This is a genomic window from Pseudothioclava alba, from assembly GCF_033100795.1.
Taxonomy (GTDB): Bacteria; Pseudomonadota; Alphaproteobacteria; order Rhodobacterales; family Rhodobacteraceae; genus Pseudothioclava.
Genome location: NZ_JAWLVI010000003.1, coordinates 271,577 through 291,873, shown reverse-complemented (window position 1 = coordinate 291,873; position 20,297 = coordinate 271,577). Strand labels below are relative to the sequence as shown.

General features: G+C 61.0%; 20 protein-coding genes and 1 tRNA gene. 12 read left to right on the top strand and 9 right to left on the bottom strand.

Features of this window, described 5'->3' with window-relative positions; translation table 11 throughout:
- Positions 1–8 precede the first annotated feature (8 nt).
- Positions 9–278, top strand: coding sequence for an HPr family phosphocarrier protein (locus RYZ20_RS09535; protein ID WP_317672823.1), 270 nt, complete (start codon positions 9–11; stop codon positions 276–278).
- A gap of 64 nt (positions 279–342) precedes the next feature.
- Here the strand turns inward: RYZ20_RS09535 and RYZ20_RS09530 are convergent, their stop codons facing one another.
- On the bottom strand, positions 343–1,218 hold the full coding sequence (locus tag RYZ20_RS09530; protein ID WP_317672821.1) for a 3-hydroxybutyryl-CoA dehydrogenase: 876 nt from the start codon (positions 1,216–1,218) through the stop codon (positions 343–345).
- Between the two features lie 163 nt (positions 1,219–1,381).
- On the opposite strand from RYZ20_RS09530, the gene RYZ20_RS09525 reads away from it, so the two are divergent.
- A complete protein-coding gene (locus RYZ20_RS09525) occupies positions 1,382–2,203 on the top strand; it encodes a DUF6473 family protein (RefSeq protein ID WP_317672819.1) in 822 nt (273 codons plus the stop codon).
- A gap of 59 nt (positions 2,204–2,262) precedes the next feature.
- Here RYZ20_RS09525 and RYZ20_RS09520 read toward each other — a convergent pair whose 3' ends face one another.
- The 6 genes from RYZ20_RS09520 to RYZ20_RS09495 all read right to left on the bottom strand — a co-directional run bounded on the left by RYZ20_RS09520 (position 2,263) and on the right by RYZ20_RS09495 (position 6,412).
- On the bottom strand, positions 2,263–3,189 hold the full coding sequence (locus RYZ20_RS09520) for an electron transfer flavoprotein subunit alpha/FixB family protein (RefSeq protein ID WP_317672817.1): 927 nt from the start codon (positions 3,187–3,189) through the stop codon (positions 2,263–2,265).
- Positions 3,189–3,947, bottom strand: coding sequence for an electron transfer flavoprotein subunit beta/FixA family protein (locus RYZ20_RS09515; protein WP_317672815.1), 759 nt, complete (start codon positions 3,945–3,947; stop codon positions 3,189–3,191). The genes RYZ20_RS09520 and RYZ20_RS09515 overlap by 1 nt, the downstream gene beginning before the upstream one ends.
- A 232-nt stretch (positions 3,948–4,179) precedes the next feature.
- Positions 4,180–4,752, bottom strand: a complete 573-nt coding sequence (locus RYZ20_RS09510; RefSeq protein WP_317672813.1) for a cob(I)yrinic acid a,c-diamide adenosyltransferase — start codon at positions 4,750–4,752, stop codon at positions 4,180–4,182.
- Between the two features lies 1 nt (position 4,753).
- A complete protein-coding gene (locus RYZ20_RS09505; protein WP_317673011.1) occupies positions 4,754–4,957 on the bottom strand; it encodes a twin transmembrane helix small protein in 204 nt (67 codons plus the stop codon).
- Between the two features lie 63 nt (positions 4,958–5,020).
- A complete protein-coding gene (locus RYZ20_RS09500) occupies positions 5,021–5,860 on the bottom strand; it encodes an SDR family NAD(P)-dependent oxidoreductase (RefSeq protein WP_317672811.1) in 840 nt (279 codons plus the stop codon).
- Positions 5,861–5,938: 78 nt separating this feature from the next.
- Positions 5,939–6,412 carry an SH3 domain-containing protein gene (locus tag RYZ20_RS09495; protein WP_317672809.1) on the bottom strand — a complete coding sequence of 158 codons (474 nt, stop codon included), beginning with the start codon at positions 6,410–6,412 and terminating at the stop codon, positions 5,939–5,941.
- A gap of 169 nt (positions 6,413–6,581) precedes the next feature.
- Here RYZ20_RS09495 and parC point away from each other — a divergent pair, with 169 nt between their 5' ends.
- Complete coding sequence (gene parC, locus RYZ20_RS09490) at positions 6,582–8,825, top strand: DNA topoisomerase IV subunit A (protein ID WP_317672807.1); 2,244 nt, start codon at positions 6,582–6,584, stop codon at positions 8,823–8,825.
- Between the two features lie 41 nt (positions 8,826–8,866).
- On the opposite strand, the gene RYZ20_RS09485 is transcribed toward parC, so the two are convergent.
- Entirely contained in the window at positions 8,867–9,718 is an 852-nt protein-coding gene (locus RYZ20_RS09485) for a DUF533 domain-containing protein (RefSeq protein WP_317672806.1), read from the bottom strand.
- A gap of 250 nt (positions 9,719–9,968) precedes the next feature.
- On the opposite strand from RYZ20_RS09485, the gene tuf reads away from it, so the two are divergent.
- On the top strand, positions 9,969–11,144 hold the full coding sequence (gene tuf / locus RYZ20_RS09480; protein ID WP_317672804.1) for an elongation factor Tu: 1,176 nt from the start codon (positions 9,969–9,971) through the stop codon (positions 11,142–11,144).
- 58 nt (positions 11,145–11,202) lie between these two features.
- Here tuf and RYZ20_RS09475 read toward each other — a convergent pair whose 3' ends face one another.
- Complete coding sequence (locus RYZ20_RS09475) at positions 11,203–12,063, bottom strand: class I SAM-dependent methyltransferase (RefSeq protein WP_317672801.1); 861 nt, start codon at positions 12,061–12,063, stop codon at positions 11,203–11,205.
- A 111-nt stretch (positions 12,064–12,174) separates the two neighbouring features.
- Here RYZ20_RS09475 and RYZ20_RS09470 point away from each other — a divergent pair.
- The 8 genes from RYZ20_RS09470 (at position 12,175) to rpoB (ending at position 20,288) form a co-directional block, all read left to right on the top strand.
- Positions 12,175–12,250, top strand: a tRNA-Trp gene (locus tag RYZ20_RS09470).
- A gap of 154 nt (positions 12,251–12,404) precedes the next feature.
- Positions 12,405–12,593 (top strand): preprotein translocase subunit SecE, encoded by a 189-nt coding sequence (secE, locus tag RYZ20_RS09465; RefSeq protein WP_317672799.1) that lies wholly within the window; start codon positions 12,405–12,407, stop codon positions 12,591–12,593.
- A gap of 202 nt (positions 12,594–12,795) precedes the next feature.
- Positions 12,796–13,335, top strand: a complete 540-nt coding sequence (gene nusG, locus RYZ20_RS09460) for a transcription termination/antitermination protein NusG (RefSeq protein ID WP_317672797.1) — start codon at positions 12,796–12,798, stop codon at positions 13,333–13,335.
- A gap of 90 nt (positions 13,336–13,425) precedes the next feature.
- Positions 13,426–13,878 carry a 50S ribosomal protein L11 gene (gene rplK / locus RYZ20_RS09455; protein WP_317672795.1) on the top strand — a complete coding sequence of 151 codons (453 nt, stop codon included), beginning with the start codon at positions 13,426–13,428 and terminating at the stop codon, positions 13,876–13,878.
- A 3-nt stretch (positions 13,879–13,881) separates the two neighbouring features.
- Positions 13,882–14,580 (top strand): 50S ribosomal protein L1, encoded by a 699-nt coding sequence (gene rplA, locus RYZ20_RS09450; protein WP_317672793.1) that lies wholly within the window; start codon positions 13,882–13,884, stop codon positions 14,578–14,580.
- Between the two features lie 374 nt (positions 14,581–14,954).
- Entirely contained in the window at positions 14,955–15,467 is a 513-nt protein-coding gene (gene rplJ / locus RYZ20_RS09445) for a 50S ribosomal protein L10 (RefSeq protein WP_317672791.1), read from the top strand.
- A 67-nt stretch (positions 15,468–15,534) separates the two neighbouring features.
- Positions 15,535–15,906, top strand: a complete 372-nt coding sequence (rplL, locus tag RYZ20_RS09440) for a 50S ribosomal protein L7/L12 (RefSeq protein WP_317672789.1) — start codon at positions 15,535–15,537, stop codon at positions 15,904–15,906.
- Positions 15,907–16,151: 245 nt separating this feature from the next.
- Entirely contained in the window at positions 16,152–20,288 is a 4,137-nt protein-coding gene (gene rpoB, locus RYZ20_RS09435; RefSeq protein WP_317672787.1) for a DNA-directed RNA polymerase subunit beta, read from the top strand.
- Positions 20,289–20,297: the final 9 nt, after the last annotated feature.

The window sequence follows — 20,297 nt, the reverse complement described above, 5'->3', positions numbered from 1 at the left end:
GAGCGCGGATGGTGACGCGGGAGATGGAAATCGTCAACGTAAAGGGGCTGCACGCCCGCGCTTCGGCCAAGTTCGTCGAGGTCGTCGAGGACCATGACGCGAAGGCAGAGGTCGAGAAAGACGGAATGACGGTTTCGGGCGATTCGATCATGGGGCTGCTGATGCTGGCCGCCTCGCGAGGAACCTCGATCAAGGTGACAACCTCGGGGCCGGAGGCGCAGAAGCTTGCGGATGCATTGGCTGCCTTGGTGGCGGACAAGTTCGGCGAAGGTATGTAGACGCCTGCGAGTGCCTTAACGGAACGCGAAACGCCGCCCTTTCGGGCGGCGCTTTTGTTCGGGTTTAGCGGGTCGGCACGGGCTTTTCGCCGCGGTAGTCATAGAAACCGCGCCCAGTCTTGCGGCCCAGCCACCCCGCTTCGACATATTTCGTCAGCAGCGGGCAGGGGCGGTATTTCGTATCCGCCAGCCCATCATAAAGCACGTTCATGATCGCAAGGCAGGTGTCCAGCCCGATGAAATCGGCCAGTTCCAGCGGCCCCATCGGATGGTTCGCACCGAGCTTCATCGACTGGTCGATGCTCAACACCGAGCCGACGCCTTCGTAAAGCGTATAGACCGCCTCGTTGATCATCGGCACCAGAATCCGGTTCACGATGAACGCGGGGAAGTCCTCGGCGGAGGCGGCGGTTTTACCAAGGCGCTCGACCACGCCCAGCAGGGTTTTGTAGGTCGGCTCGTCGGTGGCAATGCCGCGGATCAGCTCGACGAGCTGCATCACGGGCACCGGATTCATGAAGTGCACGCCGATGAAGCGCTCGGGCCGGTCGGTGCGCGAGGCGAGCCGTGTGATCGAGATCGACGAAGTGTTCGACGACAGGATCGTCTCGGGCTTCAGGTGGGGTTGCAGGTCTTCGAAGATTGCTTGCTTGACGGTTTCGCGCTCGGTCGCGGCTTCGATCACCAGGTCGGTCTGGCCGACCTCGGGCAGATCGCGCGTGGTGCGGATGCGCGCCAGTGTCGCGGCCTTTTCGGCGTCGGAAATCGCGCCTTTCTGCACCTGGCGATCTAGGTTGCGCCCGATCGTCGCCAGCGCTTTTTGCAGACTTTCGTCGCTAATGTCGTTCAGAACAACATCATAGCCCGCAAGCGCGAACACATGTGCAATCCCGTTGCCCATCTGACCCGCGCCGATAATCCCAACCGACGATATCGTCATTTTTCGCCTCTTTTCTTTGTGTCGCGCGACCATAGGCGGGCAAATGCTGCAGGTGCAAGAAGAAACACTGCGTCACGTTGGTATGTCGATTTTTAACGTTAGCTCTTTGGCAAGGGATCGCGCGCAAACTGGCTGCGGGTGAGTCGAAAACTTAGGTGGGAAAATGGCTTTCGAATATTCGGGCGATGGCGCCCTTGATTATTTTCCGTGTCGATATGGCAAGTCGAAGCTGCTGTTTCGCGGGCCTCGGCGGTCATTGCAGGGCGAGTTTGTCGCTGCGATGGGCGGGTCCGAGACTTATGGGAAATTCGTTGCATCTCCGTGGCCAGCGCTGGTTGAGGCGAGGCTTGGGATGCCGGTGGTGAACTTCGGCTATATGAATGCGGGCGTCGACGTGTTCCTGAATGAACCGCAGGTGGCGGAGGCTTCGGAAGCCGCGAAAATGACCGTCATTCAATTGATGGGCGCGCAGAATATGTCGAACCGGTTCTATGCGGTGCATCCGCGGCGCAATGACCGGTTTTTGCGGGCGTCGATGCTGATGCGCACGCTGTTCCGCGACATTGATTTTACCGAGTTCAACTTTACACGCCATATGCTGGGGGCGCTCAAACGGCGCACGCCCGAAAAATATGAGGCGCTTGTGGATGAGCTTCGCCTTGCGTGGGTCGGGCGGATGCGCTCCCTGATCGAGAAGGTGCAGGGGCGTCGGATCCTGCTATGGGTCGGAGCCTATCATGCGCCCGATGTGCGAGATCCGCTTGGAGCCGAGCCTTTGTATGTGACCGAGAAAATGGTCGATCAGCTGCGCGATCTGGTCGATGATGTCGTGCATGTCGAGCCGTCGATCATGGCGCGCTCGACCGGGACGGTGGGTATGCATTTCGCGCCGCTTGAGGAGGTTGCGGCAGGGCAGATGCCCGGCCCGATGGTCCATGAAGAAATCGCAGAGGCGTTGTTGCCGGTGGTCCGAAAATATCTCTGAGTTTCAGAAATAAAAAAGCCCCGCCGTTTGGCGGGGCTTTTGTTCGGTTGGGGCGTCCGTCAGACCTTGCTGGTCATTTCGGGGACTGCGTCGAAGAGGTCAGCGACGAGGCCGAAGTCTGCGACCTGGAAGATCGGTGCTTCTTCGTCCTTGTTGATCGCGACGATGATCTTCGAGTCCTTCATGCCCGCAAGGTGCTGGATCGCGCCCGAGATACCGCAGGCGATATAGAGATCCGGTGCCACGACCTTACCGGTCTGGCCAACCTGCCAGTCGTTCGGCGCAAAGCCCGAGTCGACGGCCGCGCGCGAGGCACCCACTGCGGCGCCAAGCTTGTCGGCGAGTGCTGCGATGATCGCGAAGCTTTCTTCCGAGCCAACGCCACGGCCACCCGAGACGACGATCTTCGCCGAGGTGAGTTCCGGGCGGTCCGACGCCGCAACCTTATCCTCAACCCAAGCTGCCAGACCCGTTGCGGTCTCGCCCGAGATCGCCTCGACCGAAGCCGAACCGCCAGCGCCAACAGCCGAGAAGTTCGCCGTGCGCACGGTGAACACCTTGACGGGATCGGCCGATTTCACGGTCTGGATCGCGTTGCCCGCATAGATCGGGCGCTCGAACGTGTCAGCGTCGACCACAGCGGTTACATCCGACAGGATCATCACATCCAGAAGCGCCGCGACACGCGGCAGGATGTTTTTCGCCGCCGCCGTCGAGGCCGCCGCGATGTGGCTGTAGTTGCCCGCAAGACCGACGACCAGCGCAGCAGTCGCCTCGGCCATGCCGTGGCAATAGTCGTGCGCGCCAGCGAACAGCACCTTCGACACGCCCGCAAGCGTCGCAGCCTCGGCAGCAGCCGCATCACCACCTTCGCCCGCGACGAGCACATGCACGTCACCCAGCGATTTCACCGCGTCCAGCGTCTTGGCAACCGCGTCGGTCGCCAGCTGGCCATTGTTCACATCTGCAAGAAGAAGAACGGCCATCAGAGCACCCCCGCGTCTTTCAGTTTCGAAACCAGCTCGTCGACCGAGCCCACCTTGATCCCTGCCGAGCGACCGGCCGGTTCCGAGGTCTTTACGACGCTCAGGCGCGGGGTCACATCGACGCCGTAATCGGCGGCGGTTTTCTCATCCAGCGGCTTTTTCTTCGCCTTCATGATGTTCGGCAAGCTCGCGTAGCGCGGCTCGTTCAGGCGCAGGTCGGCGGTGACAATCGCCGGCAGCTTGACGCTGATCGTTTGCAGACCGCCGTCAACCTCGCGGGTGACTTGGGCGCTATCGCCCTCGACCGCCAGTTCCGAGGCAAAGGTCGCCTGACCCCAGCCGAGCAGCGCCGACAGCATCTGGCCCGTCGCGTTCATGTCGTTGTCGATCGCCTGCTTGCCCAGAATCACCATCTGCGGCGCCTCGTCGGCAACCACTTTGGCAAGGATCTTGGCAACCGCCAGCGGCTCGATGTCGGTGTGGACGTCGTCTGCCGCCTGCACGAGGATCGCGCGATCCGCACCCATCGCCAGCGCCGTGCGCAGCGTTTCCTGCGCTTGCTTGACGCCGATCGAAACCACCACGATCTCAGACGCAACGCCCTTTTCTTTCAGGCGGATAGCCTCTTCAACCGCGATCTCGTCGAACGGGTTCATCGACATCTTCACGTTGGCAAGATCGACACCGCTCCCGTCCGCTTTCACACGAACCTTAACGTTATAGTCGATCACGCGCTTAACAGGCACCAATACCTTCATCGGCTCGTGTCTCCCTACTTCCTGGCCGACCCTTTCGGGGCCGGATGTTCAAGCTCTCGGCAATTTTGTTACAATGCACGCGCAGCGAAAGACAGAGTAAAATCGACGCGTTTTGGTGTCGCTACGTCACGTCGCCAAAGATTTTGCCGGGAAGTGTCTGAATGTTTGCGCTAGCGAAATGGATTCGCCCGCCAGATATGGCGAGCGATGCGGAAACTCCGGCATTCGAGGTTCAGCGATTGGCGCCGGGAACCCAAAGGATGTCGGCGCGGCCCTCGTCGTTCGCGATCCGCGAGGCGGCGAAGAACCAGTCGGACAGACGGTTGAGGTATTTCACGGCGTGCTCGTTGACGGTCTCGACCGAGGCGAGTTCCACCGCGCAGCGCTCGGCGCGACGCGAGACGGTGCGGCACAGATGCAGATAGGCCGCCAGAGCCGATCCGCCCGGCAGGATAAAGCTGCGTAGCGGTTCGACGCGGGCGGTCATGGCGTCGATTTCGGCCTCAAGGCGGGTAACTTGCGATTCGATGATGCGCAGGACGGGGTAGCCCGCTTCGTGGTCGCGCTCCATATCAGGGCGGGCCAGATCGGCGCCCAGATCAAAAAGGTCGTTCTGGATGCGGGCCAGAGCCTCGGCCACATCGCCGGTTGCGTGTAGGCGGGCAAGGCCCACGGTCGCGTTTGCCTCGTCGACGGTGCCATAGGCGGTGACGCGGGCCGAGTGCTTGGCGACGCGGTCGCCATTGCCAAGCGCGGTTTCACCCTTATCGCCGGTTTTGGTGTAAATCTTGTTCAGGACAACCATCTCAGGCTCCTTTGCGCAGGTAGACGAACAGTAATATCAGGCCAATTGCGACGGCCTGGGCGGCAATGCGCAGGCGCATCAGCTTGTTGGCGTTCTTGCGGTTGAACTCGCCCCCGCGTGCAAATCCGCCAATCCCGATCATCAGGATGACAAGCACGGCGAGGCTGGCGATGGCCACCATGTAGAATAAAGGATCGCTTTTCATCATTCCTCCCTGTTCGCGGGGGTGACCTTAGCGCCGGAACGGGGAATTGCGAGGAAATTCTCCTTAGCCATAAGCGATGACCTTATCGAGCAACCGCGTCGGCAGCAGACGCCGGGCGACGCCTGCGATGCGGGTGGGGGTTGTGACATAGTAGCGCGGGTAGGGGTTGCGGGCCTCTAACGCGTGCAAAAGCTTGTCCGTCACCGCCGAAGCGGGCAGCTCGAACCGGTCCTTTTTCGCCTTGGGTTGGTAGAGGCGCTTCAGGAGGCTGGCCTCGTATTGGTCGCGGCGGGGCGAGGCCTTCCAGTCGATCCAGCGCTCGAAATGCGGGATCGAGTTTTCGCGGATTCTGGATTCGATCGGGCCGGGTTCGACGAGGATAATCTTGATGCCGGTGTCGGCCATCTCAAGGCGCAGAACATCGGTCAGGCCTTCGAGCGCGTGTTTGGTGGCAACATAGGCGCCGCGCCAGCGGGCGCCGACCAGTCCCAGAACCGAGGAGCACTGGATGATCCGTCCCTCGCCATTGGCACCCTGCGCGCGCATCACGCGGATTGCGCGGGTGGTCAGGTCGTGCAGGCCGAAGAGGTTGGTCTCGAATATCTCGCGCAGCGCTTGGGGGGGCAGGTCTTCGGTGGCGCCGGGACAGGCGAAGGCGGCGTTGTTATATAGTGCGTCCAGCCGTCCGCGCCCGCGCGCAAGTGCCTCGTTAAACCCGGCCTCGATCGAGGCAGGATCGGCCACGTCCAGCGGAAATGAAATCAGCCCTTCGCCGCGAAGGCGGGCGCAATCCTCGTCCTTGCGGCAGGTGGCGAAAACCGTCCAGCCTGCGCGTTTCAGCCCGTGTGCCGCGTCATAGCCGATGCCCGACGAGCATCCGGTGATGAGGATTGATTTGCCCAAGGGTGCCTCCTGCCTGTTACCCGATAATCGGGATAGGAGGCGGCGGTGCAAAGCGCAAGATTTACGGCGGGTCGCCGGTTATTTCAGGAATTTGGCTGCGACCCAGCCTTCGATCCCGTCACCCTCGATGCGGATCTTCGCCCAGCCGTCCTGCTCGGCGATGACCAGAACCTCTTCGCCGCGCGTTACGGAATCAAGCCGTGTGGCCGAACCGGAGGCGCGCGCGCGCACGTTCAGCGAACCTGCGGTGACGGTGCGGATGTCGCCGGTCAGCGCGACTGCGGGGGTGGCGGCGACGCGATACTCGGGCGAGGCGACCAGCGCAGGGCGGGGTGCTGCCTTTACGAACAGCGGCGTGATGACTGCGGCAGGGGCGGAAACCTGTTCGACTTTGGCAGGCGTTGCCAGAATGATCGGAGACGTTTCGGCTTGCGCGACGTCGACAGCGGGCGCCTCGGCGATCCGGGCCTGCTCTTGCGGTGCGTTCCGGCCAAAAAGCGCCAGCACCAGAAACAGTCCGGCCAAAGTATTGAATATCAGCTTGAACAGCATGTTTGCCCCCACTCGTAAAACACACGACTCACACCACCACAGGCAGCATAGCACGAGTCGCGGCTTTCCCTAAACGGAAGGCACTGGATTTGCCAGAGTTTTCTCCCTTTTGGTGGCCTGTGCGCTTTGTGCTGGACCGGAGATTGCGCGCGCTTTACATCCTTGGGGCATGAGCGAGAATGACGACATTTCCCAACCGACCAGTTCCGAACCGTTAAGCCGAGCGATCGGCGAGCGCTATCTGACCTATGCGCTTTCGACGATCATGCACCGTGCGCTGCCCGATGCGCGCGACGGGTTGAAGCCCGTGCATCGTCGCATTCTGTTTGCGATGCGCGAGCTAAAGCTGTCGCCTACGGGGGGCTTCCGTAAATCCGCTAAAATCTCGGGCGATGTGATGGGGAACTATCACCCGCACGGCGATGCGGCGATCTACGATGCGATGGCGCGTCTCGCGCAGGATTTCGCGATGCGCTATCCGCTGGTCGATGGTCAGGGGAACTTCGGCAATATCGACGGGGATAACCCGGCGGCCTCGCGTTATACCGAGGCGCGTTTGGCGCATCCGTCCGAAGCTTTGCTGGAAGGTCTGGCCGAGGACGCGGTCGACTTCCGCCCGAACTATGATGGCACGCTGGAAGAACCGATTGTTCTGCCTGCGGCCTTCCCGAACCTTCTGGCCAATGGCGCCAGCGGTATCGCGGTGGGCATGGCGACCAATATTCCGCCGCACAACCTTGATGAACTGATCGAAGCCTGTTTCGCGATGATCCAGACGCCCGAGATCAGCGACGAAGAGCTGGTCAAGCTGGTTCCTGGCCCCGATTTTCCGACCGGCGGCGTGATCGTCGAGCCGAAGGAGTCGATCCTTGAGGCCTATCGCACGGGGCGCGGCGCATTCCGTCTGCGCGCACGGTGGGAGAAAGAGGATCTGGGCCGTGGCCAGTGGCAGATCGTCGTGACCGAGATCCCCTATCAGGTGCAGAAATCCAAGCTGATCGAGCGTCTGGCCGAAGTGATCCAGACCCGCAAGGTTCCGGCGCTGGCCGATGTGCGCGACGAATCCGCCGATGACATCCGTATCGTGCTGGAGCCGAAGACCCGCACGGTCGAGCCCGAGATGTTGATGGGGATGCTGTTCAAGAACTCGGATCTCGAGGTCCGGTTCAGCCTGAACATGAACGTGCTGATCGACGGGCGCGTGCCCAAGGTCTGTTCGCTCAAAGAGGTTCTGCGCGCCTTCCTTGACCACCGCCGCGAGGTGCTTTTGCGCCGCTCGCAGCACCGGATGGACAAGATCGACGCCCGCCTTGAGGTGCTGGAAGGTTATATCATCGCCTTCCTTAACCTTGATCGCGTGATCGAGATTATCCGCAATGAGGATGACCCCAAGGCCGTGATGATGGCCGAGGATTGGGGCGGTGGCGTCTATCTGACCGACACGCAGGCCGAAGCGATCCTGAACATGCGCCTGCGCAGCTTGCGTCGCCTCGAAGAGATGGAGCTGAAGCGCGAACGCGATGCCCTGACCGCCGAGCGCGCCGGACTGGTGGCGCTTTTGGCAAGCCCTGCCAAGCAGTGGAAGCAGATCGGCAAAGAACTTGGCGAGGTGCAAAAGAAGTTCGGCAAGGGTGTCGAACTGGGCCGCCGCCGCACCGATTTTGCCGAGGCCGGCGAGGTCGAGGAGGTGCCGATCGAGGCGATGATCGAGCGCGAGCCGATCACCGTGATCCTGTCGCAGATGGGCTGGGTCCGCGCGATGAAGGGGCACAATGCTCTGGATGCCGAGATCAAGTTCAAGGATGGCGACGGGCCGCGTTTCGCGCTCCATGCCGAAACCACCGACCGGATTGTCATGCTTGGCTCGAACGGGCGTGCCTATACCGTTCTGGGTGCCAACCTTCCCGGCGGGCGCGGCAACGGCGAGCCGGTGCGTCTGATGGTCGATCTGCCCAACGAGGTCGAGGTGACGCATCTTCTGGTGCCGAAGGCGGGCGAGAAATACCTGATGGCCTCGTCGGATGGGGATGGGTTTTTCTGTCCGGCCGAGGAGCTGGTCGCGCAGACGCGCTCGGGCAAGCAGGTGCTGAACATGCGCGGCGAGGCCCGCACGGCGGTGTGCGCCAAGGCCGAAGGCGACCACATCGCCTGCGTTGGCGAAAACCGGAAGCTTCTGGTCTTTGCGCTTGAGGAACTGCCCGAAATGGCGCGCGGCAAAGGCGTCCGATTGCAGAAATACAAGGATGGCGGCTTGTCGGATGCGCGGACATTCTTGCTGGCCGACGGGCTTAGCTGGAAAGATCCGGCCGGGCGCACCCGCACCGAGACCGATCTGGGCGAATGGCTTGGCAAGCGGGCATCGGCGGGCCGGATGGCACCGCGTGGCTTCCCGCGCGACAACAAGTTCAACTGACACGAAAAGGGGGCCTCGCGGCCCCCTTGGTTTTTCGGGCGTCAGGCGTAAAGCGCCGGAACCCCCAGTTCGCTGTGGATGTGGTTGACCGATTGCTCGTCCAGCCCAAGGGCTTGGGCGAACGAATGCAGATATTGCGCCTCGGATTGGCTATCCAGGTCGATCGCCATCACCGACATGACATAGCTCTGCGCCTCAAGCCCGTCGGGGATCATCCGCGCCAGCCCCTCGACATCGACCTGCGCGGACAGCTCGCGCTCGACGAAAGCGCGCTCTTCTGCGCTGACATCACCAAGGCGATCCATCAATTTTGCCTGCTCGGCGGCGTCGATCTCGCCATCGGCTTTGGCAGCCTGAATCATCGCCTTTAGCATCAATGCGGCCATTGCGTCCTGCTCGGCAGAAGGTGCCGCTTCGGGTTCACCGCGATTGGCGAAGGCAGAGTTGAGCGACGAGCCGAAAGATCCGCCAGCGGACTGCCCCGCAAGGGCGCCGGACAGCAGGCCGCCCAACCCGCCCGCCGCGCCGCCCGCGGCAAGCGAACCGATCAACCCGCCCAGTCCGCCGCTGGCGCCCGATCCGGTCAGTTGACCGAGCAGGTCGCCAAGCCCGCCCGTGGTCTGTCCGCGCGGCGAAGAGCGGGTCGAGATATTCTTGCTACCAGCGCCGGAAAGCTCTTCCAGCAGGCCACCAAGCCCGCCGCTGCTTGCCGTTTTGCTGCTGCGGCTGCCGCCACCCAGAATCGACCCCATCATATCTTCAAGGCCGCCGCCCGCGTTGCCTCCCGCCGAGCCGAAAAGCCCGCCGGTCGCGCCGCCGGACGCCCCTTTGGTCATGCTTGAAACGCCTTTTGCGACAGCGATACCGACCGCGACCTTTGCGAGAGTTCCCATTAATGACATTTGCCCCACCTCTTACTGGAAAATCGCCTCTACCCTAACGGTTGGAGGTGCCTGCGTCAGGGGAAAAATCCGGCCGATGCCTCAACTTGGCGGAATAAGGCGTGTTCCTGCGGACTCGGGGGCGGTTTCCTTGCGTCCGCAGGCAGATGTGGGCTTGATTTTTCTCCCTCATGGCAATAGGTAGCGCGCGATATTGACTCGGGCCCTGTGTGCGGCCCCCTAACCAGAGGCGCTCCGCGAGATGGCAAAGGAAAAGTTTGAACGTACGAAACCGCACGTCAACATCGGCACGATCGGCCACGTTGACCACGGCAAAACGACGCTGACGGCAGCGATCACCAAGTATTTTGGTGACTTCAAAGCCTACGACCAGATCGACGGCGCCCCGGAAGAGAAAGCCCGTGGTATCACGATCTCGACGGCTCACGTCGAGTATGAGTCGGACTCGCGTCACTACGCCCACGTCGACTGCCCCGGCCACGCTGACTATGTTAAGAACATGATCACGGGTGCGGCTCAGATGGACGGCGCGATCCTGGTTGTGAACGCCGCCGACGGCCCGATGCCGCAGACGCGCGAGCACATCCTGCTCGGCCGTCAGGTCGGCATTCCGTACATGGTCGTGTACATGAACAAGGTTGACCAGGTCGACGACGAAGAGCTGCTCGAGCTCGTCGAGATGGAAATCCGCGAACTTCTGTCGTCGTACGACTACCCCGGCGACGATATTCCGATCGTCAAAGGCTCGGCTCTGGCCGCACTTGAAGGCCGCGACCCGGAAATCGGCGAGAACTCGATCCGCGCGCTCATCGAAGCCGTTGACAGCTACATCCCGACGCCGGAGCGCGCTGTTGACCAGCCGTTCCTGATGCCGATCGAAGACGTGTTCTCGATCTCGGGCCGTGGTACGGTTGTGACCGGCCGCGTCGAGCGTGGTGCTGTGAACGTTGGCGACGAACTTGAAATCGTCGGCATCCGCGACACCAAGAAAACGACCTGCACGGGCGTTGAAATGTTCCGCAAGCTGCTTGACCGCGGTGAGGCAGGCGACAACATCGGCGCGCTGCTGCGCGGTGTGGACCGTGACGGCGTTGAGCGTGGTCAGGTTCTGTGCAAGCCGGGCTCGGTGAAGCCGCACACCAAGTTCGAAGCCGAAGCCTATATCCTCACGAAAGAGGAAGGTGGCCGTCACACGCCGTTCTTCGCGAACTACCGTCCGCAGTTCTACTTCCGCACGACCGACGTGACGGGCACCGTGGTTCTGCCGGAAGGCACCGAGATGGTGATGCCGGGCGACAACCTGAAGTTCAACGTCGAGCTGATCGCACCGATCGCCATGGAAGAGAAGCTCCGCTTCGCTATCCGTGAAGGCGGCCGCACCGTCGGCGCCGGCGTCGTGTCGAAAATCATCGAGTGATCTGACCGATCATCCGTAACGGAAGGGCCGCTCGTTCGAGCGGCCCTTTTGCTTTGCGTCAGGCGGGGGTATGCCGCTGGCGGAGCTGCCACGCCGTGCGCGCCTCCGGGTGTGCGGCGATTTCGCGCACCATCGAGGCGAACCAGTAGCGGTTGGCCAGTGCGCGATACCGTAGGGCAGAGGACCGCACGAGCCGGGTCAGTTCAGTATCCGACAAGGGGCTGGTTCGCGCCTGTGCGATGGCGTCAGGCGGCGGAACCTTCGTGCACAGGAAGACGATGCTGTGGTTGGAAATCCGCGCCAGTGGCGTGAAATATTCCTGGAGCAAGGCCATCTGCGCAGGGAGCCACGGTTGGAAACGGTGCAGAAAATCCTGATGGACGACGATGGATTGCCCCGCGACCAGATGCGGAAAGAAGGTTTGCGCAACATGGTCGGCAGAGGTTGCGGACTTCGCAATGTCGACGATCAGAATGTCGATCTGTCCGTCGGCCCATATCTGCTCTTCGATCTCGCCCGCCCTCAATTCGACGGCGGGTTTGAACGGGGTCAGGAGCCGATGCGCAAGCAGCAAGATGTCGCGCCCCTCGAAGGCCGGAATGCCGCCTTTATAAAGGATGCGCTCTTTGGTCTGCGTGTCGGCGGTAAAGCGGTCGTAGGCGATAATGCGAGGCGAGCCTGCTGCGGTGCCGCCCGCGCCGAGCCGCGCCGTAGACCCGCCAACAAACGCGCCCAGATCGACAATCGCTCCGGCCTGCGTTGCCAGATTGCGCGCCAGCCAGAAATAGAGCTGCGATTCTTCGTGCGAGAGCATCGTCGGCACATGGCTTGCCGGAGCGAGATCGTGATCCGTAATGGCACGCCAAGGGCGCTCGGCGAAGCGTCGGATCATCGTTTCAACGGTGGTGTCGCAGGTCATATCTCTTGCCTAACACCGCTGTTTCCGTTTGGCCAGAAAAGGAATGCGGACAATGGTGCAAATCGCCCTTGATTTCGTCGCGCAGGTGCCTTAGCACCCGCTCCACGGCCTAGGGGTGTAGCTCAGTTGGTAGAGCATCGGTCTCCAAAACCGAGGGTCGGGGGTTCGAGCCCCTCCGCCCCTGCCAGGCCGCCTTCCCGAGAGAGTATCGTGACCGCGTTGCGCCATTTGGCGCCTCACGCGGGCTTGCGCGGGCAAATCTCTTGAAGTCGGGGGGCAAACTGCGTAATTGACCCCGATGCACACGGGCAGGCTCCGGGGTGCCCGAGACAGAAGGACGAATGAATATGGCAAATCCGCTTCAGTTCCTCCAGCAGGTCCGCTCGGAAGCGGGCAAGATTTCGTGGCCCGCGCGCCGCGAAGTGCTGGTCACGACGGGTATGGTCTTTGTAATGGCTGCGTTGACCGCGACCTTCTTCGCGCTTGTGGACTGGGTGTTCCGCACGGGCGTCGGCCTGATCATCAACTGATCGGGCGCGGGTCCGCGCCTGCCAAACCCCGCTTGGGCCTTGAAAAGATTGGGCCAGAGCGGTAAGGGGGCGGGACTTTACCAGAGCTGGCGTGCGTCGATTCGGATTGCACGCTGTTTTTTGTTCTGGGAAAAACGGGGTAACCCGTTGGACTAAATGGAATTTTGGCGGTTTTCCGCAGGTTGAAAAGGGCTGGGACAGCATGGCGAAGCGTTGGTATTCGGTGAGCGTTCTCTCGAACTTCGAGAAGAAAGTGGCCGAGCAAATCCGTCAGTCGGTTGTCGAGAAGGGGCTTGAGGACGAAATCGAAGAGGTTCTCGTTCCGACCGAGGAAGTGATCGAGGTGCGCCGCGGCAAGAAGGTCACCTCCGAGCGCCGCTTTATGCCGGGCTATGTGCTCGTGCGGATGGATATGACGGATCGCGGGTATCACCTGATCAACTCGATCAACCGTGTGACCGGCTTCCTTGGTCCGCAGGGCAAACCGATGCCGATGCGCGACGCCGAGGTGAACGCGATTCTGCACCGCGCCGACGAGGCGGGCGAGGCTGTCGCCCCGCGCAACCTGATCTTCTTCGAGATCGGTGAGAACGTAAATGTGACCGACGGGCCTTTCGAGGGCTTCTCGGGGATGGTCGAGGAAGTGGACGAGGTTTCGGGTCGCCTGAAGGTGACTGTGTCGATCTTCGGTCGTCCGACGCCGGTCGAACTGGAATTCACTCAGGTGCAAAAAACCGCCTGAGTGGTGAGCCGTGGGAGGCAAGGGGCACGCCCTGAACCGAACCACTAAACTTCGCGCCATGTGGCGTGACAGTGATAAGGAGAGGGCCAAATGGCCAAGAAAGTAATCGGGCAGCTCAAGCTGCAAATCGCTGCGGGTAGCGCAAACCCGTCCCCGCCGGTCGGTCCCGCACTCGGTCAGCGCGGCATCAACATCATGGAATTCTGCAAGGCGTTCAACGCCAAGACGCAGGAAATGGACAAGCTGGCGAAGATCCCGACGGTCATCACCTACTATGCTGACAAGTCCTTCACCTTCGAGATCAAGCAGCCGACCGCTTCGTACTTCCTGAAGCAAGCTGCTGGCCTCAAGCCCGTTGGCAAGCGCAACCGCCCGAAAGGCTCGACCAAGCCGGGCCGTGAAGTCGCCGGTTATGTGACCGCCGCTCAGGTGCGCGAGATCGCTGAAGCCAAGATGAAAGACCTCAACGCCAACGACGTCGACGGCGCGGTCAACATCATTCTCGGGTCGGCTAAGTCGATCGGTATCGAGGTGAAAGGGTAAGTCATGGCCAAGCTCGGTAAACGTCTGAAGGCCGCTTACGGCGCCTTCGAAGGAAAAGAGAACCTCTCGGTTGAGGACGCAGTTGCACTGATCAAAGGTGCTGCGACGGCCAAATTCGACGAGACCCTTGAAATCGCGATGAACCTCGGTGTTGACCCGCGTCACGCTGACCAGATGGTTCGCGGCGTTGTCACCCTGCCGAACGGCACGGGCAAAACCGTCCGCGTTGCTGTTTTCGCTCGTGGCCCGAAGGCTGACGAAGCAAAAGCAGCCGGTGCTGACATCGTCGGCGCCGAAGACCTGATGGAAACCATCCAGTCGGGCAAGATCGAGTTCGATCGCTGCATCGCAACCCCGGACATGATGCCGATCGTCGGCCGTCTGGGTAAGATCCTCGGCCCGCGCAACCTGATGCCGAACCCGAAGGTCGGCACCGTGACCATGGATGTTGCGGCTGCTGTCGGCGCTGCCAAAGGTGGCGAAGTTCAGTTCAAGGTCGAAAAAGCCGGTGTTATCCATTCGGGTATCGGCAAAGTCTCCTTCACGGAAGACAAGCTGGCCGAAAACGTGCGCGCCTTCGTGGAAGCCGTTTCGAAAGCCAAGCCGGCAGGTGCCAAGGGTGCCTACCTCAAGAAGGTTTCGCTCAGCTCGACCATGGGTCCGGGCGTGTCGGTTGACCTGACCTCGGCGACCGGCAATTAATCTGTCGCCGGAACGAATTGAAAGGCGGGCTTCGGCCCGCCTTTTGCATTTTACCACGCGCGTGCTAGGGCGCGCCGGAAGGGTAAGAAAAAAACCTAACCCCCTTCACAGCGACAGGAAAACGCGCTAAAGGCCGCTCTCGTTCTGACGGTGACGGTCTCGTTTCCGGCAAAACGATTCGTCCGAGACGGTGGGTTGGGCTTGCCCGGTAAATCCTGCCTGAGACGGGAGAAGACCAGATTTCTTCGGGCTGCATCCTTGGATGCATGACACCGAGGCGGTTTTGGACGGACCCGTGCGGACCCCGATGTCGGGGCCAGTTGGTCCCGGCGAAATGAGCCGGAGGGTCAAACCTCCCTACTTGGAGTGTAACTGTGGATAGAGCCCAGAAAGAGAAAGTGGTCGAGGAACTCGGCCAAATCTTCGCAAGCTCTGGCGTCGTTGTGGTTGCCCACTACGAAGGCCTGACGGTTGCTCAAATGCAGGACCTTCGCTCGCGCATGCGCGAAGCCGGTGGTTCCGTTCGCGTTGCCAAGAACAAGCTCGCCAAAATCGCCCTCGACGGTCAGCCCTGCGCAAGCATTGCTGAATACCTGACGGGCATGACCGTGCTCTCCTATTCGGAAGATCCTGTCGCTGCTGCGAAGGTCGCCGACGCCTATGCGAAAACGAACGACAAGTTCGTGATCCTCGGCGGTGCAATGGGTGACACGGCCCTCGATCCGGCCGGTGTTAAAGCCGTCGCTTCCATGCCGTCGCGTGAAGAGCTTATTGCTTCGATCGTGTCGTGCATCGGTGCGCCTGCTTCGAACATCGCTGGTGCGATTGGCGCGCCTGCTTCGAACATCGCGAGCATCCTTTCGACTATCGAAGAGAAAGCTGCTTGAGCAACTGATTGTACCTTCGTGGGCATGAAGCCCGACGTTGGAAACCCAAAACTAGGAAACTGGAAAAATGGCTGATCTGAAAAAACTCGCCGAAGAAATCGTGGCCCTGACGCTTCTCGAAGCACAGGAACTGAAAAACATCCTGAAAGACGAATATGGCATCGAGCCGGCTGCTGGCGGTGCTGTCATGATGGCTGGCCCGGCTGCTGCTGCTGAAGCTGCAGAAGAGAAGACCGAATTCGACGTCGTTCTCGTTGACGCTGGCGCCAACAAAATCAACGTCATCAAAGAAGTCCGCGCCATCACCGGCCTGGGCCTGAAAGAAGCCAAAGACCTCGTCGAGGCTGGCGGCAAAGTGAAAGAAGGCGCTGCGAAAGCAGAAGCCGAAGAAATCAAAACCAAGCTCGAAGCTGCTGGCGCGAAAGTCGACCTCAAGTAATCGAGCCGGATGCGCTTGCATCCGTTCTGAAGAATTGGCTGGGTCCGGGCTTGTCCCGGGCCCAGCCGAACCTGTCTCGGAGAGGGCTTTGCCCCGGTTAAAGCCTTCTCCAAGGCGGTGTTCGCGGTTCGGGAGTTTCCCTGTGGGAGGGGAGACATGAATGGAACCGCCCCCCTTATCGCCAGGCGCGCGCAGTGGGCCCCGACACTGTGCCGCGAGCGAAAAGACGAAAGGTGACGACGAGCATGGCTCAAGCTTACGTTGGTCAGAAGCGTATCCGCCGTTATTACGGCAAAATCCGCGAAGTCCTTGAAATGCCGAACCTCATTGAGGTTCAGAAATCCTCTTATGATCTGTTCCTGCGCTCGGGCGATGCCTCTGCGCCGCTGGACGGCGAGGGTATCCAGGGTGTTTTCCAGTCGGTCTTCCCGATCAAGGATTTCAACGACAACGCGATTCTGGAGTTCGTGAAATACGAACTCGAAAAACCGAAATACGATGTTGACGAATGCCAACAGCGCGACATGACCTATTCGGCACCGCTGAAGGTCACGCTGCGCCTGATCGTGTTTGATGTCGACGAGACCACGGGCGCACGCTCGGTCAAGGACATCAAGGAACAGGATGTGTTCATGGGTGATATGCCGCTCATGACGCAGAACGGCACTTTCGTCGTGAACGGGACCGAGCGGGTCATCGTGAGCCAGATGCACCGTTCCCCGGGCGTGTTCTTCGACCACGACCGCGGTAAAACCCATTCCTCGGGCAAACTGCTGTTCGCCTGCCGCATCATTCCCTACCGCGGTTCCTGGCTGGACTTTGAATTCGACGCGAAAGACCTTGTGTTCGCGCGCATCGACCGCCGCCGCAAACTGCCGGTGACGACCCTGCTTTATGCGCTTGGTCTGGATCAGGAAGGCATCATGGATGCCTACTATGACACCGTCCAATACACCGCCAAAGGCAAGTCGGGCTGGATCACCAAGTTCTTCCCCGAGCGCGCACGCGGCACCCGTCCGACTTATGATCTGATCGACGCCAACACCGGCGAAGTGATCTGCAAGGCCGGCGACAAGATGACCCCGCGCATGGTCAAGAAGATCATCGACGAAGGTCTGGTTACGCACCTTCTCGTGCCGTTCGAGCATATCACTGGCCGCTATTGCTCCAAGGATATCATCAACGAGCAAACCGGCTTCATCTACATCGAAGCTGGCGACGAGCTGACCGCAGAGTTCGACCGCGACGGCGAGCTGTCGGGCGGTTCGATCAAGACGCTCCTCGACAACGGCATCACCGAGATCCCGGTGCTGGACATCGACAACGTCAACGTCGGCCCCTACATCCGCAACACGATGGCGGCAGATAAGAACATGAACCGCGACACCGCGCTCATGGACATCTACCGCGTGATGCGCCCGGGTGAGCCGCCGACCGTCGAAGCAGCCTCGTCGCTGTTCGACACGCTGTTCTTCGATAGCGAGCGCTACGACCTTTCGGCTGTTGGTCGCGTGAAGATGAACATGCGCCTCGACCTTGACGCCCTCGACACGCAGCGCACGCTGCGCAAAGAGGACATCATCGCCTGTATCCGCGGCCTCGTGGAACTGCGCGACGGCAAGGGCGAGATCGACGACATCGACCACCTTGGCAACCGCCGTGTGCGTTCGGTCGGCGAACTGATGGAAAACCAGTATCGCATCGGCCTGCTGCGCATGGAGCGCGCGATCAAGGAACGTATGTCCTCGGTCGAGATCGACACGGTCATGCCGCAAGATCTGATCAACGCGAAACCGGCTGCGGCTGCGGTGCGTGAATTCTTCGGCTCCTCGCAGCTGTCGCAGTTCATGGACCAAACCAACCCGCTGTCGGAAGTCACGCACAAACGCCGCCTTTCGGCGCTTGGCCCGGGCGGTCTGACCCGTGAGCGTGCTGGCTTTGAGGTGCGCGACGTTCACCCGACCCACTACGGCCGGATGTGTCCGATTGAAACGCCGGAAGGTCAGAACATTGGTCTGATCAACTCGCTCGCCACCTTTGCGCGCGTGAACAAATACGGCTTCATCGAGACCCCGTATCGCAAGGTTGTCGAAGGCAAGGTGACCGATGAGGTCGTCTATATGTCGGCAACCGAAGAGATGCGCCACACGGTCGCTCAGGCGAACGCAACGCTCGACGAGAACGGCAAGTTCGTGAACGACCTCGTGTCGACCCGCCAGTCGGGCGAATACGCGCTGAACCCGCCGGAAATCGTCGACCTGATCGACGTGTCGCCCAAGCAGCTTGTGTCTGTTGGTGCGGCGCTTATTCCGTTCCTGGAAAACGACGACGCTAACCGCGCACTTATGGGCGCGAACATGCAACGTCAGGCGGTTCCGCTGCTGAAGGCCGAAGCCCCCTTCGTGGGCACCGGCATGGAAGCCGTTGTGGCGCGTGACGCAGGTGCTGCGATCATGGCAACCCGCGGTGGTATCGTGGACCAGGTCGATGCGCAGCGTATCGTTGTGCGTGCGACCGAAGATCTTGGCACCGGCGATGCTGGCGTCGACATCTATCGTCTGCGCAAGTTCAAGCGCTCGAACCAGTCCTCGACCATCAACCAGCGTCCCATCGTGAAGGTGGGCGATACGGTTGCGAAGGGTCAGGTTATCGCTGACGGTCCGTCGACCGACCAGGGTGAACTGGCGCTTGGCCGGAATGTGGTCGTGGCCTTCATGCCGTGGAACGGCTACAACTACGAAGACTCGATCCTGATCTCCGAGCGTATCCACCGTGATGACGTCTTCACCTCGATCCATATCGAGGAATACGAAGTCGCCGCCCGCGATACCAAGCTTGGCCCGGAAGAGATCACCCGTGACATCCCGAACGTCGGTGAAGAAGCGCTGCGCAACCTCGACGAGGCTGGCATCGTGTACATCGGCGCCGAGGTAGGCCCGGGCGACATTCTGGTCGGTAAGATCACGCCGAAGGGTGAAAGCCCGATGACGCCGGAAGAAAAGCTTCTGCGTGCCATCTTCGGTGAAAAAGCGTCCGACGTTCGCGATACCTCGCTGCGTCTGCCGCCGGGTGCCTATGGCACGATCGTCGAAGTCCGCGTCTTCAACCGTCATGGTGTCGACAAGGACGAGCGCGCGCTGCAAATCGAGCGTGAAGAAGTCGAACGTCTGTCTCGTGACCGCGACGACGAGCTGGCTATTCTCGAGCGCAACATCTACGCGCGTCTGAAGTCGATCATCCTTGGCAAAGTCGCTGTCAAAGGCCCGAAAGGCATCAAGGCCGGTTCGGAAATCACCGAAGAGCTGCTTGGCACGCTCTCGCGTGGCCAGTGGTGGCAGCTTGCCCTCGAAGAAGAAGGCGAAGCGAAAGAGGTTGAGGCGCTGAACGACCAGTTCGACGCGCTCAAGCGTGCTCTCGATCACCGCTTCGAGGACAAGGTCGAGAAAGTCCGTCAGGGCGACGACCTGCCTCCGGGTGTGATGAAGATGGTCAAAGTGTTCGTTGCCGTGAAGCGTAAGCTTCAGGCAGGGGACAAGATGGCTGGTCGTCACGGCAACAAGGGTGTCGTCTCGAAGGTCGTCCCGATGGAAGATATGCCCTTCCTCGCAGACGGCACTCCGGTCGACCTCGTGCTGAACCCGCTGGGTGTGCCTTCGCGTATGAACGTCGGTCAGATCCTGGAAACCCACATGGGTTGGGCGGCTCGCGGCCTTGGCCTGCACATTGACGAAGCGCTGCAGCAGTATCGCAACTCGGGCGACCTGACGCCTGTGCGCGAAGCGATGCGCATCGGCTATGGCGACGACACCTATAACGAGGTGTTCGGCGATATGGCGGATGAGAACTTCCTTGAAAGCGCCGAAGCGGTGCGCGGCGGAATTCCGATCGCGACTCCGGTCTTTGATGGCGCGAAAGAGGAAGACGTCAACGACGCGCTGGTGCGTGCAGGCTTTGATAAGTCGGGTCAGTCGGTCGTCTTCGACGGTCGCACCGGCGAGCAATTCGCCCGTAAGGTCACGGTGGGGATGAAATACGTCCTCAAGCTGCACCACCTTGTCGACGACAAGATGCACGCCCGTTCGACCGGCCCGTACTCGCTTGTCACGCAGCAGCCGCTGGGTGGTAAGGCGCAGTTCGGTGGTCAGCGTCTGGGTGAGATGGAAGTCTGGGCACTCGAAGCCTACGGCGCCGCCTACACCTTGCAGGAAATGCTGACGGTGAAGTCTGATGACGTGGCTGGCCGGACGAAAGTCTACGAGTCGATCGTCAAAGGCGAGGACAACTTCGAAGCCGGCGTGCCGGAATCGTTCAACGTTCTCGTCAAAGAGGTCCGGGGCCTCGGCCTCAACATGGAACTCCTGGATGCGGAGGACGACGAGTGAGGGGGCACC